The following is a 17,865-nucleotide window of genomic DNA, read 5'->3' as shown; positions in this document are numbered from 1 at the left end:
GCTGTGTCAGTATTGTAATTCCAAGTCCCTGGATGCCCATATTAAAGCTTTAGAAGACTACTCTCTGGTCATTTCTCCAACGATCTCCAACAGGGAAGCACGAAACTATTTACGTATTGCTTCACCTGATGTCGCCAAAAGAATATTAAAAGGTTATCCAGACGCTGGGTATGGTATAACGAACAGTAAACGGTATCAACTCCGATCTGTGAGGGTATCAAGAGTATGAGATAGACCTTGTGAATGTTAAGTAAAGTGTGGTCATAAATATCACAATGATTTTTCGAATATACCAAAAAATGATCTATCCTAAAGGAAGTAGCAAGAAGGCGATGACCCGATTCCACATTTTACAAACTATCGAACACTTAACTAAGACCAAAGTTGTAGAGAGATTCCAACAATGGAACCTTTTTTTGCAACTCACAGTTCAGTAGGATTAAGAGTACAAAGAATATTAGAACGATTTAGGGAGTGAATGATAATGTCAAAATACATATGCACCACTTGTGGAGTCCAATATCCTGAGAGTGAACATCCGCCCGAATCTTGTCGGATTTGTAAGGAGGAGCGCCAGTATGTAAATCCGTTGGGACAAGATTGGACGACACTTGAGGTAATGCAAGCGAACAGTGACTTTAAAAATGAAATCATTCAAGAGGAAGAAAATCTCTTCAGCATTACGACAACTCCTAGTTTTGGAATCGGACAGACAGCATACCTTATACGAGAAAATGGGTCCAATGTGCTTTGGGATTGTATTACTTATCTTGATCAGGAGACGATCCGAAAAATCAATGAGCTTGGCGGCATTGATGCGATCGCCCTCTCTCACCCGCATTATTACTCCGCACAAGTGAAGTGGGCAGAGACATTCGATGCTCCCATTTATATTCACCGGGACGACCAGGAGTGGGTGATGGAACCGAGTGACCGAATCGAGTTTTGGTCAGATGAACAATTAGAGTTTACTAGGGGGTTAACGCTGCATCGATTAGGCGGTCATTTTAAAGGAGGAGCGGTCTTGCATTGGCCAAACGGGAATTCGGGCAGAGGAATTCTGATAACGGGGGACATTATTCAGGTTGTTGCGGATTCCGAGTGGGTTAGTTTCATGTACAGTTATCCGAATCAAATTCCACTACCTGCCAAAAAAGTGGCGGATATTGCAGCAAGAGTGAAGGACCTAAAGTTCCACCGAATCTACAATGCCTTCCATAAAACTGTAAAAACGAACGCAAACGAAGCGGTTCAGCGTTCTGCAAAAAGATACATCAGCGCCCTCCAAGGAACACTTTTTAAAACCTAAGTTGAATGGTAATAATCAAACAAAAAAACTGTCAACATGGAATGAAAAGCCTGTTGATAGTTTTTTATTGGAGGGATTGGATTATCCATATTTTAGCTTAATAAAATAGTTTTAGTGAGTTGGTGACGATAATCAAAGTGAAAATGACAATGACAACAGCGAGCAGGATTCCAAGTCCAACTAGTGGAAAGACATAGTTGTAAATACCACCGTTCTGGGGTCCAATAAAGCTCATACATAATCTCCCTAACCATTTTTAATATACTATATGTTTTTATATGAAAAAAAGTTAAATTCTTTGTTGACTCTAACGTTACGTGATACCTTATAGTAACTAGTGAAGGGAGGTTACATCAATGACATTGAGAGTAAAAGAGGTCGCAGATTTAGTTGGAATTAGTGTGCGCACACTGCATCATTATGATGAAATCGGGTTATTAACCCCAGACGAGACAACTGAGTCAGGCTATCGGCTATATTCTGATGAGAATCTTGAGACGTTACAACAGATCTTATTTTTCAAAGAGCTTAGCTTCCCTTTAAAGAAAATTATTGAAATTATCAGTAGTCCTTCATTTGATCGGCAGGAGGCGCTAGAGTTACATCGGAAAATGTTGCTTGAGAAACGGAGTCGTCTCGATAAAATGATTACGACAATTGATAATACAATCCAACACACGAAAGGAGAAATTCAAATGTCGAACAAAGCAAAGTTTGAAGGGTTTGATTTTAGTCATAATCCATATGAAAAAGAAGCACGTGAGCGGTGGGGTGATGAGGCGGTCGACCAATCCAATGCCAAGATCAATAACATGACCAAAGATCAACAAAAAGTAATGGGAGATGAAATGAATGCCATCTACCGAAAACTTGCAGATCTTCGTAATGGCTCACCAGACTCAGAGGAGGCACAAGCGGCTATTAAAGAATGGTATGAATTTCTGAACAACATGGGTGATTACTCACTCGATGCATTCAAAGGGTTGGGTCAAATGTACGTTGATGACGAACGCTTCACAAAAAACATTGACCAGTTTGGTGAAGGGCTTGCGAAATTTATGCGTGATACCATGGCAGTTTATGCAGATAATAATAAAAAATAATGGAATAAAAAGGGATCTTAAGCAAGTTATATTCCGCTGCCTAAGATCCCTTAGTCATTAAAAAAGGAAAGTTAGTTAATTCCCTCTTCTACTTCCTTCACCATTTCAGAAACGGATGTTAAACCGCCACCAGAAAGGTACCATACAGCTGGATCTAAGTAAATGATCTTGTCATTTTGTGCTGCTTTTGTCTTATTTACTAGCTCGTTGTCAAACACCTTACTCGCATTACCTTCTCCGCTAACAACTTTGTCTCGATCGATAACAAAAAGGTAATCTGGGTTTGTTTTTGCAATATATTCAAACGTAATACTCATGCCATGATTAGAAGCTTCGATGTCTCTATCAGCTGCTTTTACACCGAATACATCGTGAATAATTCCGAATCTTGAACCAGGACCATATGCACTCACCTTGCCGCCAGTAGTTAGAGTGATTAATCCCTTTTTATCGCTTGAGGAGACTTTTTCATTTAAAGCATCAATTTTTTTATCGATTTTTGTAAGTTCTTTTTCAGCTAACTCTTCTTTATCAAAAATCTTAGCTAATGTCTTGACATTGTTTTTAAATGATTCCATGTAATTTGTATGATCTACACCAATAAATACCGTTGGGGCGATATCATTTAACTCTTCATATGCGGATGACTGCCTTCCAGAGATAAGAATTAAGTCTGGTTCCATACTGTAGATTTTTTCAAAATCTGGTTCCTTTAAGCTTCCAACATTTTCATATTGGTCACTTTCATATTTTGATAGATATTCAGGCAATGTGCTGCTTTTTGCTACCCCAGCAACATCTACACCAAGCTTGTCTAACGTATCTAAAGCTCCAAAATCAAAGACAACAACCTTTTTAGGGTTTTTCTTTACTACAGCCTCTCCTAATTCATGTTTAATTGTTATTTCTTCTTCACTTGATCCAGAAGATGCTGCTTTACTAGATGTTTCTGATGATGAACCGCATGCCGCCAAAACAATTGATACCATTGCAATAAGTAAAGCTGAAAATAGATTTTTCTTCATATCCTCACTCCTAAAATTTTTAAATAAGATCTCTTTTGAATCAACCATTGCATAAACAGGAACGAATCGCACTTATTCGTGCCCGCCAGCTGGATCATGTGCACAAAAGGGGAACGAATCCTCCTTATTCGTTCCCACGAGCTGCATCTTGTGCATAAAAAGGGAACGAATCTCACTTATTCGTGCCCACAAGCTGCATCTTGTGCATAAAAAGGGAACGAATCGCACTTACTCGTTCCCACGAGCTGCATCTTGTGCATAAAAAGGGAACGAATCGCACTTACTCATACCCGCCAGCTGCATCTTGTGCATAGAAAGGAAACGAATCGTACTTATTCATGCTCACGAGCTGCATCATGTGCACAAAAAGGGGACGAATCCTCCTTGTTTCAGCTGCCTAGGGAAGCTGACCAGCACCATTTCTATATTCATGTAAAAAACACACAAATTCTATTTCCGTCTATGTTTTGTATTTTAAAATCCATATCATAGACTTCTTTTAATACATCATTTGATATAATTTCATTTGTATCACCCTCCTTAATGACTTCACCATTTTTAAGTGCAACAATGTAGTCTGAATAGCAGGAGGCAAAATTAATATCATGGATCACGATGACCACCGTTTTCCCTAGTTCATCAACCATCTTCCTCAATGATTTCATAATTTGTACCGAATGTTTCATATCTAAATTATTCAGCGGTTCATCCAACAAAATATAATCTGTGTCCTGAGCAATTACCATTGCGATATAAGCCCTTTGTAATTGACCACCACTTAATTCATCGATGAATTTATGTTGCAGCTCTTCTAATTCCATATATTGAATCGCTTCTTCTACGTATTTCCAATCCTTTGATGTAAGCCTGCCTTGTGAATAGGGAAACCGTCCAAAGCTGATCAGCTCACGAATCGTGATTCGAATATTTACATTGTTCGACTGTTTTAGGATAGAGATTGTTTTTGCTAGTTCATTGTTTTTGTACTTCGTAATCTTTTTGCCATCGAGAAGAACGTGGCCTTGCTCCCCTGGAATTAGCCGGCTGACCATTGATAATAACGTACTTTTACCAGCCCCATTTGGACCTATAAAAGAGGTGATTTTCCCTTTGGCTATGTTGATCGATACATCCTCAACAACTCGCTTTTTTCCATACGTTTTTGAAATGTTTTTTACTTCTATCACGATTTATTCTCCTTTAAAAGTAAATAGATGAAGTAAACTCCACCAATGAAATTAATGATCACACTTACGGTTGTGGAGAAGGTGAACACTCTTTCTACAATCAATTGACCTCCAACAAGGGCAACAATGCTTATTAAGATAGACCCAATAATTAAATAGGAATGCCGGTATGTTCGTAAAAACTCGTGAGCAACATTTGCTACTAGTAGTCCTAAAAATGTAATCGGTCCTACTAAAGCAGTTGAGATGGATACGAGAATAGCGATCACAATCAATAGCTGTTGAACGACGGAAGCATAGTTCACACCTAAATTTAGTGCGTGATCTCTGCCAAGGGAAATTACATCAAGATACTTAACGAACCTAATGAAATAAAGGGAGACCAAAATGATCAATATTACTGATATAACAAGTAGGTCCGTATTCACATTATTAAAACTGGCGAACATTGAATCTTGAACGACTAAGAATTCATTGGGGTCGATGAGTACTTGCATGAAAGAAGAAATACTTTCAAAAAATGTTCCCATTATGATTCCAATTAGTAAAAGAAAATAAATTTGGCGGCCACCTTTTTTAAAGATGAATTTAAACAAAAGTAAAGCGAACAATACCATCAATCCAACCGATAGAATAAAATGTTGTTCACGTTCCATCATGGCAAGGGTAGTACTACCAAATAAGAAAACAATTGCTGTCTGTATCAACATATAGAGCGAATCTAATCCGATTAAACTTGGTGTCAATATTCGATTGTTTGTAATCGTTTGAAAAACGATCGTTGAAAAAGCGATACAACTTCCAGTTAGTATGATTGCAAATATCTTTTCTGTCCTTCTCGGAAGAATGTATTCCCAATGATCTCCAATGTCCCAAAATAAGAATAAAGACGTTAATACAATTGATAAAATAGCGAGAATGAAAATCTTAGTTTTATAACCCATGTGCTCTTCTCCTTATGAGTAAATAAAGAAAAATGCCGCTTCCAATCACACCAACGGTTAGTCCGATAGAAACCTCATATGGGAAGATGATTGTTCGACCAAGGATATCGCAAAATAATACGAAAACAGCCCCCAATATAGCGGTATGGTACAAACTGTTTTTTAGATTATCACCTTGATAAATTGTAACGATATTTGGAATGATCAGACCTAAGAAAGGTAAGGTACCTACTGTAAGTACAACTACAGAAGATACGAGAGCTACAATAATTAAGCCGATATTTACTACTTGTTTATATTTCAGACCTAAATTGGTCGAAAAATCTTCACCCATTCCAGCTATAGTAAAGCGGTTTGCGAATATGTAAGCAATGATTACGGCAGGTATGCTGAAGTATAAAAGCTCATACCTTCCTTTGAGAATCATTGAAAAATCACCATGCAGCCATGAACCAATACTCTGAATGAGATCATATTTATAGGCGAAAAACGTTGTCAAAGAGCCTACAATATTACCAAACATGAGACCAACGAGCGGGATAAAGATCGCATCTTTAAATTTGATGTGATCTAAGATTTTCATAAATATAAAGGTTCCGAGCAATGCGAAAGTAAAGGCAATCCCCATCTTTTCGAGCATTCCAGCTGAAGGGAATAGAATCAACGCAACTAAAATTCCTAATCTAGCAGAATCGATTGTTCCAGCAGTGGTTGGGGAAACGAATTTATTTCTACTTAGCTGCTGCATAATTAGACCAACAATACTCATACTCATACCGGCTATTAAAATACTAATTAATCTGGGTATTCTACTAATGAGCAAAATTTCAATTTGATCTTCACTTAAATTGAAAATGTCTAAAGGTGATACATTCGATACCCCAATAAAGAGGGATGTAATGGATAAAACAATAAGTAAAATTACTAAATACACTAGTTTCATAAATCTCTCTTCCTAACTAAATAAAAGGGTAGGGGACAGGTGCAGGTAAAGATAATCATTCTCAATTAGAAGTAATAAAAAATTTAGTGATTTAAACCACTAAACAGTTACTTGTTTAAACAAGTTTATTCTCAAAAAAATTTAATTGCTAACTATTTTCTAACGTAAATGATAACGATTTTCATTCGCATTGTCAATGAGTTTTTAAAAATTAAAGAAAGAAGGAGTTTACTTGTTTTTATCGTTTCTTTGAAGAAGGGGATAAAAGTTATTTGAAATTCTTTCTAATTTGATCAAGTACCCTTAAACAAGTCTCTAAATCTTCTTGGTGTATGTGGTCAGATGCTTTTGAAATTGTCTTTAATGCTAGTTCCTCAAGTTCCCTCTGCATATGTTTACTTTCCTCAGTTAAAAAAATGTGTTTAATACGCCGATCATGGGGATGAGGGACTCGCTTAACTAGTTGCCGTTTAACCATATTATCAATTAATCGTGAAACACTTGCTTGATCCCTTTCAATTAATAGCGCTATTTGATTTTGTGTTTGACCATCCTCTTCATATAGTCGACTCAATATTTGCCATTGTTCATATGTAACTGGATAACCATTGCTGTCAAAATTTTGATTTAACCTGCTGTTCATTAATCGCGAAGCATGAAATAACTTATAGCCAAGTGAGTCATCCAAATAATATTGTTTATTATTAATGATAATCTCTCCTCTACTTTTGTGAAAAAAGGAACAGAAGTAGCAATCTACTTTGCTCCTTTTCACACGTTAAGAAAGTATAAAAGTTTGCGGCATGGATGTAATGTCCAGCTTCAGCGCCCAACCACTTGGATCACTTCAGGCCTCCCGTGGCGGCAACACACTGGTTTACAACATGTATATTCCCACGCAGGGCCGAACTTGTTTGGACCGGGCCTCCTCGTCGGTCTTCCAGTGACCTTCGTGGCTAAGCAGGGCGCTTGCGCTTTTCTTACATTTTAGAAGTATAAAATGTAAATCAATGCTGCGATGATCATTCGGTAAATGGCAAACGGTACAAGCTTGACGCGATCGATTAGTTTTAAGAAAAAGCGGATCGAAATGAGCGCAAAGATGAATGCACTTATAAATCCAACAATAAAGAATGGCAGGGCGTCAATCGTGAAATACTGCCAGTTTTTGATAAGTGATAGTCCACTAGCTCCAGCCATAACTGGTACAGCCATAATAAACGTGAAGTCTGCAGATGCGCGGTGACCCATTCCGAGCAACACACCACCGGACATTGTGGAGCCAGACCTTGAGAATCCTGGCCATAATCCGATACATTGAAATAAGCCCATTCCAAGTGCTTGCTTGTATGACATTTTATCAACGGTTTCGGTAACGGCTTTCTTTTTCTTATTATACCGGTCGGCAATAATCATCAGGATTGCCCCCATAAACAGACCAATTATCACGGTTTCAACTGAGAAAAGGTGCTCATCAATATAGTCCTCAAATAAGAAGCCGATCACCCCTGCTGGAATGATACCGACAATGACATGTGACAATTTCAGCTTGTTTTGTGCAACTGGAACCGCCTTTTTATTGAGATGAAGCATATTAATAAAGCGATCTTTGAAAATAATGACGACGGCTAAAATCGATCCGAGCTGGATAACAACCTTGAACGTATTGGCCGTGTACTTCCCAATTAAATCCTTCGAATGTAGCCATAAGTCATCGACGATAATCATGTGTCCTGTAGAAGAGACTGGGGCAAATTCGGTTAATCCTTCAACAACCCCGAGTATAAAACCAACAAATAATTCCCAAATGTTCATCTATAAATCTCCTTTTTCAACATGTACATTTTTGTATAACATTGCATCAAACAATTTATAAAGGAAAAACATACCTCCAAGGCCAACCCCATAACAAAAAAATGTTGCGATCAATACATTTATAATCAACGAAGATAAGAATACCATTTCTGAAAACAAGAATAAACAGGTAAACGAAATCAAAGTGATACAAACGTAACCCCATAAATAATAGTGAGCATGCAGATTAAAAAGTGTTGTATTTTTTGATAGTGAGTTGAATTCTTCTACTTTAAATTGTTGGATTGCTTCTTTATCGGAGTCGTGCTTGCTTAATCCTTTGCTAACTAAATCGCGGGAAAAATCCTCTAAATAGGCTTGAAGCTCAAGTTTCTCCTCATTGTCCAACACGAGATTGCTTACAAAAGCTTGTATATCATTGTATTTCTGGTGCATAGCATTAATTCGGATATGTCCAATATAGTTCAGGACACCCCACAAAACGGCAATGAGAAAAGCAAGTAAATAACTTCCCATAGGTAGAACTTGGACACTCGTTGGATCATTATAGAGGTCTAAATACATTGTAACGATGAAAAGCAGGACGGAAACTATGAGTATCCAGCTATATGTAATATCCTTTAAACTGAAAATCTTTTTTCGTAGTGGATTCATCTGCATTATGCCCTCCCTAAACAAATTTGGCAACGATCTCAGCTATTTGCTTCCAATCCTGCTTGATTTGCTGCAATCGCTCCATTCCTTCTTCAGTTATTCGATAATATTTCCTTCTTCCGCCCTGTGTTTCACTTCCCCAGTAGGATTCAATCGATTGGTGCTTTTCGAGGCGTTTCAAGGATAAATACAAAGTGGCTTCTTGCACTTCAAAAACGCCTTCCGTTCTCTCCTTTAAATCGCGCGAAATTTCATATCCGTAGTTGTCCTTTTCGATTAGCAAGGAAAGAATGAGAAGGTCGATCGTGCCTTTCAGCATTTCTTTATTCAAACTCAGGACCTCCGAATAATTACTTAATAATACTAAGTACTTAACAATTAATACTATAAAATAGAATACTTAATAATGCAAGGTAATTCTTTTGATTAAACAAGAACTTATTCTTTTCGCAATTTGAGTAAAAACTTGATTGTCATTGTGCCTTTTAAGTTTCTCTTTTATATGAGGCGATAGTTACCTGCAACTGGCAGGATATTATGCCCAATCGGGGGATTTGTATAGTTCTTTCATCGGATAGAATAAAGTCGAAATTTTGCGGATACGAATTTAAGGTCAACTATTCTACTTTATTAATCCTAATTACCGACGGTTTACTACAGGTGATTACAATATATTCCCCCGATTTACAATTACAGGATATAAGGTTTATCCTTTTTGTAGGGGAACGGGATAAGCGTCATCCCAACTATTTGTAAAGAAAACTTGGCTAGCACCAAGCCTTAGCGCCGGTGATCGCCGTAGTTGCGCTTATACTATAGAAAGTATTTTTATACTTTCTTAACGTAGAACAAAGAAATGCAGGTGAAAATGTGAAGCACTTCTTTAATCGCACACTAGTCTCCATAAAATTCAGAAAAGTGAGTAAAATGGCAGCCTTAGTAAGTTTATGCTGTATGACATTCTATCTATCTGCAGCTATCGTAACCGAAACAGAAGCCCAATTTTTCGAGAGAGAAATGAGAGGCTCAACGATCAATACTGCAGTTGTTTTTCCTGAGACAGTTAGCCACTTCGTTAAGGAAGCAAGGGATCTAGCGAAAGGCATGAATGATACATATGACCAAGCTCTCCACACCACAGCTGATTTATCCGGAAACGAAGCAGCAACACAGGTGGATCAATTAAAAAAAGTAAAAAAACAACTAAAACAAAATAAACAATCATTAAAAGCAATTTTTGACGAGATGAGACAGTATTCGAAAACAGCAAAAAAGGATGTAGAGATTGCCCTAAAAGATGGTACGGGAAATAGTCAACTAGAGTATGTACAAACTGGTTATAGCGTAATTAAGCAACTTTACACTGATTCCAAGACACAAATAGATTTTCAAGAAATCGATCACTTAATAGACGTTTTAAAAGATAAAGTGAAGAAAAAGAAGCAAGACTCAACTGAATCGAAAAAGTCTCAATCAGATACCGGGAAGACAAAACGATCTCAACAAGATTCACCATCTGATACAGCAGAACAACCTTCAACAACTTCAGAAAAGACATTACCACAAACCGAGCAATCTACCAAAGAATCATCTGAACAGACTACCGACGAATCTACGGAAAAGACAAACAAAGAATCACCAAAACGACCCGTGAGTGGTTCGGCCAAACAAGATTCAGACATACAGCCACCTGAAGAACAAACAAAGCCTACTGAAAAAGATCCAGTCGCCGCAGAATAAAAGGGGGATTCCAGTGAAAAAAGCGTTAAAGATTATTAGCAGCCTCATTTCTTTTGTAATAATCGGTGTCATGCTTATCTTTGCCTTTGCAGTCATATCTTCGAAAGCTAGTGGTGGCGAACCGACGATATTCGGCTATCAATTGAAAACAGTACTCTCAGGCTCAATGGAACCTACCTTCCAGACTGGCTCAATCATTGCAATAAAACCCGCGGAAAGCAGTTCGAAGTATGATAAAGGCGATGTAATTACATTTAGGGATAAAGACGACAAAATCATTACACATAGAATCATTGAAGTGGAGCAGGTAAATGGAAAGATGATGTACACCACAAAAGGTGATAATAACGATGGAGCCGATTTAGACCCCGTTCTATCACAGAATGTAATTGGTAAATACACAGAATTTACGATTCCTTATGTTGGTTATCTACTAAACTATGCAAACTCTAAAGCTGGGGCAGCACTGCTCTTAGTCGTTCCTGGTGTAATCCTTGTTCTCTACTCGATCTTTTCAGTCTATAAAGCTATTCGAGAGATTGATGGGAAGAAAACAAGTCAATCTACTTAATGGGTTTTTCAGAACATTTGGTTATCCTTCTTATGCATTCCTAAATACATAAGAGTTTAATAAAAAATTCGTAAGAGGAGGAAGTTGTAATGAGTCTTAAGAAAAAATTTGGCATGAGTGTATTGACAGCATCCCTTGGTTTATCGCTAATTGGTGGGGGAACATACGCATACTTTAGCGACACAGAGGTAACGAACAATACGTTTGCAGCAGGTACATTAGATCTATCTGTTGATCCGACAACCATTATAGACGTTAACAATCTAAAACCAGGTGACACGATGGTACGCGAGTTTGTCTTAACCAACAACGGTACTCTTGATATTAAAGCAGTGGATCTACTAACAAACTATAGTGTAGTAGATGCAGAGGGTAACAATGCTGGTGCTGATCTAGGTAAGCACATAAAGGTGAATTTCATGTGGAACTGGGATAAAGAAAGTGAGCCCATTTTCGAAACAACCTTGTATGAGCTGAAGAATATGGATCCAGATGTTGTTAAAAAAGACATATGGGATCCGATGTGGGAACAGCATGGCGGTCTTGATGCAGGTAATACAAACGAATTATGGGTAGAATTCGAATTCGTCGATAATGAACAAGACCAAAACATCTTCCAAGGTGATGGACTTGAGCTTGAATGGACGTTTAATGCTACGCAAACAGAAGGCGAAGAGAAATAACAACATATATAAGAATAACTTTTTAAGCTAGTCCATAAATAGCAATTTTTTTTGGGGATGGTAGTCAGTTAGAAGGGTGAGTCTATAAATCCACTAAAATAGGAGAGTGAGCTCATTGAAAAGAAAAGTAATCTATTCAACGATGGCGTTATCGATTGCACTTGGAGGGTTTGCAGCAACGGGTGCATCCGCACAAGATCAAGCCGATAAAATTCAGTATAACAAAGAATTGAAAACACCATCTTACATTATCGGGAACTGGGAAGCTCCAAAACTTCCATCGATTGCAAAATCAAGTCCACTAAGTGAAGAAGAGATCGTATTCGCATTTCTAAATGCAAAGAGTGAACTGTTTAAACTAGAGGGTAATATGAAACAACATTTTAAAGTTGTCAAGAAGTCAACGGACAAGGAAAACGGAACACATCACCTCCGTCTCGTTGAGCAACATGAGGGAATTCCAGTTTACGGTTCCGATCAAACAATTACATTAAATGATAAGGACCAGGTTACTGCTTATTTTGGACAAGTTGTTCCTAACTTGAAAGATAAGGAGATTCCAACAAAAGCTTCGATTTCAGGTAAAAAGGCAGTGGAAATTGCAAAAGAAGCCATTGAATCGGAAATTGGTAAGGTAGAGTCTTATGATGGAGATATCAGTAAAGAACTCTATATCTACGAAAAAGGTGACAAATATTATCTTACTTATCTTGTAAAAGCATCGACATCTGAACCTAAACCAGGCTACTGGCACTATTTTATTGACGCACAGAACGGTAATGTTGTAGATAAAATAAATGAAATCGATCAAGTTACCGGCTTCGGAAAAGATGTTCATGGGGAAAAGGCTAAGTTTCAAGTGACTCAAGGAGATGACCAACAATATTATTTGTTCGATGGAACTCGTGGTGAAGGTATCCATACGTTTCATGCACAGAATATGAGCCCGTTTATTTTTAATCTCCTTTCCCAATTATTTGGATATACTGGAGAAGAGATCACGAGTGGACATAAATTTTTCTCTGATCCTGCGGCAGTCTCTGCACAAGTCAATGCAGCGGACGTATACGATTATTATAAAGAAACATTCGGACGAGACTCCTACGATGATGCAGGTGCAAAACTTATCTCTTCTGTACATGTAGGAGATGGTTGGAACAATGCAGCATGGAATGGCAAGCAAATGATGTATGGTGATGGTGATGGGGAAGTATTCATTCCATTATCTGGCAGTAAAGATGTCATCGCTCATGAACTCACACATGCTGTAACGGATGTTACTGCAGGGTTAGTATATCAAGATGAATCAGGAGCATTGAATGAATCATTATCAGATATTATGGGTACCATGGTCGACCGTGAGGACTGGAAGCTAGGTGAGGATATATACACTCCTGGAGTTGAAGGAGATGCATTGCGTACATTAAAGGATCCTGCTTCATATACAAACGGCATCACAGGTCCATATCCAGACCATTATAGCAAAATCTATACGGGTGAATTAGATAATGGCGGTGTCCACATTAACTCTAGTATCAACAACAAAGCAGCCTACCTCGTTTCTGAAGGTGGAACACACTATGATGTTACTGTTGAAGGTGTTGGACGTGAAGCAACTGAACATATCTACTATCGAGCACTTACGAAATACTTAACAGCAACCTCTGACTTCAGCATGATGCGCCAAGCGGCTATTCAAGCAGCAACAGATCTTTATGGTGCAGATTCAGCTGAGGTAGCAGCTGTAAATGGAGCTTACGACGCTGTAGGAGTTCAATAAACTTCCTGAAAACAAAAACGACATTGCCGATTTAATGGCGGTGTCGTTTTTTTAATGTTTACCTATAAAATTCATAAGTTGTGGTAACTATGACGAGTATGAAATTTTGTTGCCTAAATGTACTGTCTAGCTCCATCACTTACGCTTTTCTTATTATCTGTCGTTCATCACGGTCTGGGCTATGTCTACTGCCTTATCCAATTGACCTGTTTTAGAATAATAATGAAACATTTCTTTTTCGTATCGATTTACTAACAACGAGTGGCCATACGTTTTAAAGAAGGGTAACGCATGATCACTTAAATATTGATAATAAACAGTGTGTTTTTCTTGGATTTTGTATAGTGGCAGTTTAAAAAGGTTAATGTATAACAGGTCATTAAGTTTTTCAGCAATCGATAATCCTTTTTCGGTAAGCTGTAAAAGTTCACTTCTAGATAATAAATTGCCTTTTATGGAACCTTCAATATAACCCTCTAAGGAATTTAAATACGTTCCCGTTTTCTTTTCTTTCAAATTCATGGAATTCTGGTAGTGCCTTGTTGCGTTATCATAATCTCCCAAGCAGTAATATTCATATGCTAAGTTATGTAAAATTGTAGCCCTCCTAATTGAAGAGTGACATAGTTCACAGCTTTGTAGTAACGATTCGAATTTTTTTAAACGTTCATTAAAATTGTAATTTGTGTCTTTCCTTTGCATGACCAGTAATAACATTTCTGTATCTATGACTCTAAGGAAATTATTCGTTTTTCTAAAAAACTGAAGAGCCTGCTCCGCACAAGAATAAGCCATAAGATCTGAATTATTGGCATGGTAGGAAATAGCGAGATGATAGTAATAATCTGTATTTTGATAAGTATTCTCTTTAATTAATTTCAATGATTCAATTGCTTTTTGAAATTCTTGGTTCCCTATATAATAAATTCCTAATACGTGGTTAAGAAGGTTAAGCTCATAGGATGACAATTTACGTTCAAGCTTTTGAATTTTTTTAATAAATTTCAACGCGTGTTGATCTTGGTTTTTAGAAAAATGATATCTGGCTTGCAGAAGTGTGTAAAGATTTTTGTAATCTGAGATATGGATTAACTCACGTGATTCCAACTCGGATGCGAGGCGATCCATTTCTTGATTCCGCTGCATAATAATTGCTTCGTGCCATTGTTCCAATTGTTTTTGTATCGATTTAAATGAATCAATTTCTCGTTCAATATGAATGTTAAGACGTTTGGATAGGAGATTGAGAATATCCTTTGAATAGTGAGTTTGGCCAAGTTCAATTTTACTTACATGAGTTGCAGAGCAGATGTCCTTCCCAAGCTGTTCCTGTGTTATTCCGGCTCTTTCGCGGTAAAATTTAATGATTTTGCCTTCGTACATGCTGAAAACCCCTTTTAGCATACATATAGTAGTGTGAAAAAAGTAAATAGCTACAGAATAAGCAATGAATATGAAGGTAAATATTGTATATGATATCTGATTTCGATGTTATCGTGGGCAAATCCTTGTTATGCGAGAATTATAATAATTAGATTTATCAACACAATTATTAGAATACTCTGAAATAAACTTGAAAATAGTGTCGATTATTCAGTAAAATGAACATAGATTGATAGAGCCTCAAACTGTATACGTTTTTACAGCTAAGAAAGTTACATTTGTTTAATACTGAAATGTAACTGTTACATGAAAGGGGGAAGTATACCATTGAATAGCCTATTAAAAGTATCCTTGCAGACGAAGCTTCTCGGGTTGATATTGTCGTTGCTTTTATTCGTCATTATCGTTTTGACTGGCGTTTATTCCTATTGGGAGTCGAAACAAACAGAGGAGCAGATGGGCCAACTTGCTCTGCAGGTTGCTACGACTGTATCATTCATGCCGATGATCAAGGATGCCTTTGAATTAGGAGAGCCTTCCCTTGTTATCCAGCCCATCGCCGAGCAGATCCGTACCGAGGTCGGAGCAGAGTTTGTTGTCGTGGGAAACAAAGAGAGCGTGCGATACTCTCATCCTGATGAGTGGAAAATCGGTAGAAAAATGGTAGGCGGCGATAATGCCAAAGCACTAAAAAGTGGGGATTATTATACCTCCAAAGCAATTGGATCACTTGGACCATCGTTAAGAGGGAAGGCACCGATATATAATGACGAGGGAAATATTATTGGAATCGTGTCAGTTGGGTTTATGCAGGAGGATATTCAGGCAACCGTCTATCAAAAGTTTGTGAAAATTGGTGGAATAGCGCTCCTCGTTGTAGTAATTGGAGGAATCGGCGCTGTCTTGCTAGCGAGAAACGTTCGAAAAGATATTCTCGGACTGGAACCTCATCAGATTGCTGCCTTATATCGAGAACGAAACGCAATCTTATATTCAATTAAAGAAGGGATTATTGCAGTCGATGAGAAAGGCATAATTACAATGATGAATCACTCAGCTAAAAAGCTGCTTGACCTAAATAATGAAGCTATTAATAAGCCGATTGAAAAAGTGCTTCCCAATACCAAAATGTTCCGGGTACTCCAATCTGGAAAGATTGAAAGCGACCAAGAAATGCTTCTAAAGGATCGTGTGGTGATTGTTAACAGGACGCCTATTTATGAAAAAAGGGAAATTGTAGGTGTAGTTGCGAGTTTTCGTGACAAAACAGAAGTTACAGAAATGGTCAATACATTATCTGAGGTTCGTCAATATTCAGAAGGCCTTCGTGCTCAGACTCATGAGTTTACGAACAAGTTGTACGTTATTTCTGGATTGCTTCAGTTAGGAGACTATAAGGAAGCGATAGAGATGATCCAATTTGAGTCAAAAGAACATAGCTATCAAAATAGGATCTTATTTGAACAAATTCATGATAAAAAGGTACAAGCTATCATTTTAGGAAAAGTCGGAAAGGCATCGGAAAAGAAAATCACCTTTACGATTGACCGTCAGAGCTCACTTGGTCCGTTACCAAAACATATTGATATTTCCAAGTTGATTACGATTCTTGGGAATATTATCGATAATGCTTTTGAGGCTGTTCTTAACAGTAAAGTTAAAGAAGTGGTTTTCTTTGCAACAGATATGGGACAGGATGTTGTTTTTGAAATAGCTGATACTGGATATGGAATCGAGGCCCCTCTGGAAATGGATGTGTTTACACAAGGTTATTCGACTAAGGTTGGGCAAGATCGAGGTTATGGGTTAGCAATTGTAAAAGAGGTTGTGGACGAATTGGATGGATCGATCGAGATTCAGCAATTAAAGGAAGGTGGGACAGTATTTTCAATTTTTCTTCCAAAAGAATTAAAGGTTGCAGGGTAAGGGGAGGGATAAAATGATAAAAATTGTTATTGTAGAGGATGACTTTAGGGTAGCTGCAATCCATGAAAAGTTCTTATCGAAGGTAGATGACGTAGAGCTAGTAGGAAAAGCATTAACGGGAAAAGAGGCTCTCTCCATTTTGGATCGGGGAAATGTTGATCTCCTTTTGTTGGACATCTATATGCCTGATCAGCTTGGAACAGAGCTTTTACAAAAAGTGCGTAGAGAACATCCTGAGGTAGATGTGATTATGATAACAGCTGTGACAGAACGTGAACTTGTAGAAATATCTCTACGTTATGGTGTTATCGATTATATTATTAAGCCTGTCACCCTAGAACGTTTTGTAGAAACAATTAATGAATATAAAGAGCGGGTGAAGGTATTTAACACTCATGAGGAAATGAACCAGGTACTCATTGATCAATTTTTTTATACAAAAAAACAAACCGAAGGGCATAATGAGTTGCTTCCTAAAGGAATCGATCCTTTAACGCTACAAAAGGTGAAGGGAATAATGCTTAACTATCTAGGTGGAATATCAGCCGAGGATATGGGAATAGAGATGGGGGCATCGCGTACAACCGCTAGGCGATATTTAGAGTATATGACCTCGATTGGTGAGGGTTCTGCTGAATTAGAATATGGGATTGTCGGAAGACCGGAGCGAAAATATCGAATCAAAGAAACATCTTGCTGAAAATCTCGTTTTTGATTCCTTTTTGTCAATTAATTCTTAGTTTTCTGAGTAAATCACCAAGTTTGAATATTCGATATCCGATGGTATAATTTAACTGAACTT

The 17,865-nt window shown here is 37.7% G+C and carries 18 protein-coding genes; 8 read left to right on the top strand and 10 right to left on the bottom strand.

Annotated features, from left to right (window positions below; translation table 11 throughout):
• The first annotated feature begins 484 nt into the window (after positions 1-484).
• Complete coding sequence (locus tag NON16_RS09480; protein ID WP_257348689.1) at positions 485-1,309, top strand: MBL fold metallo-hydrolase; 825 nt, start codon at positions 485-487, stop codon at positions 1,307-1,309.
• Positions 1,310-1,406: 97 nt separating this feature from the next.
• Here NON16_RS09480 and NON16_RS09475 read toward each other — a convergent pair whose 3' ends face one another.
• The gene (locus NON16_RS09475; protein WP_257348688.1) at positions 1,407-1,544 is read right to left on the bottom strand and encodes a hypothetical protein; all 138 of its coding nucleotides are present in this window, start codon (positions 1,542-1,544) and stop codon (positions 1,407-1,409) included.
• Between the two features lie 121 nt (positions 1,545-1,665).
• Here NON16_RS09475 and NON16_RS09470 point away from each other — a divergent pair, with 121 nt between their 5' ends.
• Entirely contained in the window at positions 1,666-2,412 is a 747-nt protein-coding gene (locus NON16_RS09470; RefSeq protein WP_257348687.1) for a MerR family transcriptional regulator, read from the top strand.
• A gap of 71 nt (positions 2,413-2,483) precedes the next feature.
• Here the strand turns inward: NON16_RS09470 and NON16_RS09465 are convergent, their stop codons facing one another.
• The 8 genes from NON16_RS09465 to NON16_RS09430 all read right to left on the bottom strand — a co-directional run bounded on the left by NON16_RS09465 (position 2,484) and on the right by NON16_RS09430 (position 9,311).
• On the bottom strand, positions 2,484-3,437 hold the full coding sequence (locus tag NON16_RS09465) for a siderophore ABC transporter substrate-binding protein (protein WP_257348686.1): 954 nt from the start codon (positions 3,435-3,437) through the stop codon (positions 2,484-2,486).
• A gap of 428 nt (positions 3,438-3,865) precedes the next feature.
• On the bottom strand, positions 3,866-4,624 hold the full coding sequence (locus NON16_RS09460; RefSeq protein WP_257348685.1) for an iron ABC transporter ATP-binding protein: 759 nt from the start codon (positions 4,622-4,624) through the stop codon (positions 3,866-3,868).
• On the bottom strand, positions 4,621-5,568 hold the full coding sequence (locus NON16_RS09455; RefSeq protein ID WP_257348684.1) for an iron chelate uptake ABC transporter family permease subunit: 948 nt from the start codon (positions 5,566-5,568) through the stop codon (positions 4,621-4,623). The genes NON16_RS09460 and NON16_RS09455 overlap by 4 nt, the downstream gene beginning before the upstream one ends.
• On the bottom strand, positions 5,558-6,511 hold the full coding sequence (locus tag NON16_RS09450) for an ABC transporter permease (protein WP_257348683.1): 954 nt from the start codon (positions 6,509-6,511) through the stop codon (positions 5,558-5,560). The genes NON16_RS09455 and NON16_RS09450 overlap by 11 nt, the downstream gene beginning before the upstream one ends.
• Before the next feature lie 268 nt (positions 6,512-6,779).
• Complete coding sequence (locus NON16_RS09445; protein WP_257348682.1) at positions 6,780-7,154, bottom strand: MarR family winged helix-turn-helix transcriptional regulator; 375 nt, start codon at positions 7,152-7,154, stop codon at positions 6,780-6,782.
• A 344-nt stretch (positions 7,155-7,498) separates the two neighbouring features.
• Positions 7,499-8,326: an undecaprenyl-diphosphate phosphatase gene (locus NON16_RS09440; protein WP_257348681.1), complete on the bottom strand. Its 828-nt coding sequence runs from the start codon at positions 8,324-8,326 to the stop codon at positions 7,499-7,501.
• Positions 8,327-8,980: a hypothetical protein gene (locus NON16_RS09435; RefSeq protein WP_257348680.1), complete on the bottom strand. Its 654-nt coding sequence runs from the start codon at positions 8,978-8,980 to the stop codon at positions 8,327-8,329.
• A gap of 16 nt (positions 8,981-8,996) precedes the next feature.
• Positions 8,997-9,311 (bottom strand): PadR family transcriptional regulator, encoded by a 315-nt coding sequence (locus NON16_RS09430; RefSeq protein ID WP_257348679.1) that lies wholly within the window; start codon positions 9,309-9,311, stop codon positions 8,997-8,999.
• A gap of 596 nt (positions 9,312-9,907) precedes the next feature.
• On the opposite strand from NON16_RS09430, the gene NON16_RS09425 reads away from it, so the two are divergent.
• From NON16_RS09425 to NON16_RS09410, 4 genes are all read left to right on the top strand, one after another.
• Positions 9,908-10,720 (top strand): DUF4047 domain-containing protein, encoded by an 813-nt coding sequence (locus tag NON16_RS09425; protein WP_257348678.1) that lies wholly within the window; start codon positions 9,908-9,910, stop codon positions 10,718-10,720.
• 13 nt (positions 10,721-10,733) lie between these two features.
• The gene (sipW, locus tag NON16_RS09420; RefSeq protein ID WP_257348676.1) at positions 10,734-11,291 is read left to right on the top strand and encodes a signal peptidase I SipW; all 558 of its coding nucleotides are present in this window, start codon (positions 10,734-10,736) and stop codon (positions 11,289-11,291) included.
• 89 nt (positions 11,292-11,380) lie between these two features.
• Complete coding sequence (locus tag NON16_RS09415; RefSeq protein ID WP_257348674.1) at positions 11,381-11,974, top strand: CalY family protein; 594 nt, start codon at positions 11,381-11,383, stop codon at positions 11,972-11,974.
• A gap of 115 nt (positions 11,975-12,089) precedes the next feature.
• Complete coding sequence (locus tag NON16_RS09410; protein WP_257348672.1) at positions 12,090-13,754, top strand: M4 family metallopeptidase; 1,665 nt, start codon at positions 12,090-12,092, stop codon at positions 13,752-13,754.
• A 153-nt stretch (positions 13,755-13,907) separates the two neighbouring features.
• Here the strand turns inward: NON16_RS09410 and NON16_RS09405 are convergent, their stop codons facing one another.
• Positions 13,908-15,137 carry a helix-turn-helix domain-containing protein gene (locus tag NON16_RS09405; protein ID WP_257348670.1) on the bottom strand — a complete coding sequence of 410 codons (1,230 nt, stop codon included), beginning with the start codon at positions 15,135-15,137 and terminating at the stop codon, positions 13,908-13,910.
• Positions 15,138-15,464: 327 nt separating this feature from the next.
• On the opposite strand from NON16_RS09405, the gene NON16_RS09400 reads away from it, so the two are divergent.
• Positions 15,465-17,063, top strand: coding sequence for an ATP-binding protein (locus NON16_RS09400; protein WP_257348668.1), 1,599 nt, complete (start codon positions 15,465-15,467; stop codon positions 17,061-17,063).
• A 13-nt stretch (positions 17,064-17,076) separates the two neighbouring features.
• Complete coding sequence (locus NON16_RS09395) at positions 17,077-17,763, top strand: response regulator (RefSeq protein WP_257348667.1); 687 nt, start codon at positions 17,077-17,079, stop codon at positions 17,761-17,763.
• Positions 17,764-17,865 lie beyond the last annotated feature (102 nt).

Origin of the sequence: Pseudalkalibacillus decolorationis, assembly GCF_024609785.1 — a bacterium.
Taxonomy (GTDB): Bacteria; Bacillota; Bacilli; order Bacillales; family Fictibacillaceae; genus Pseudalkalibacillus; species Pseudalkalibacillus decolorationis.
Note: the sequence above shows the minus strand (reverse complement) of the source record. Positions and strands in the feature narration are given on the sequence as shown.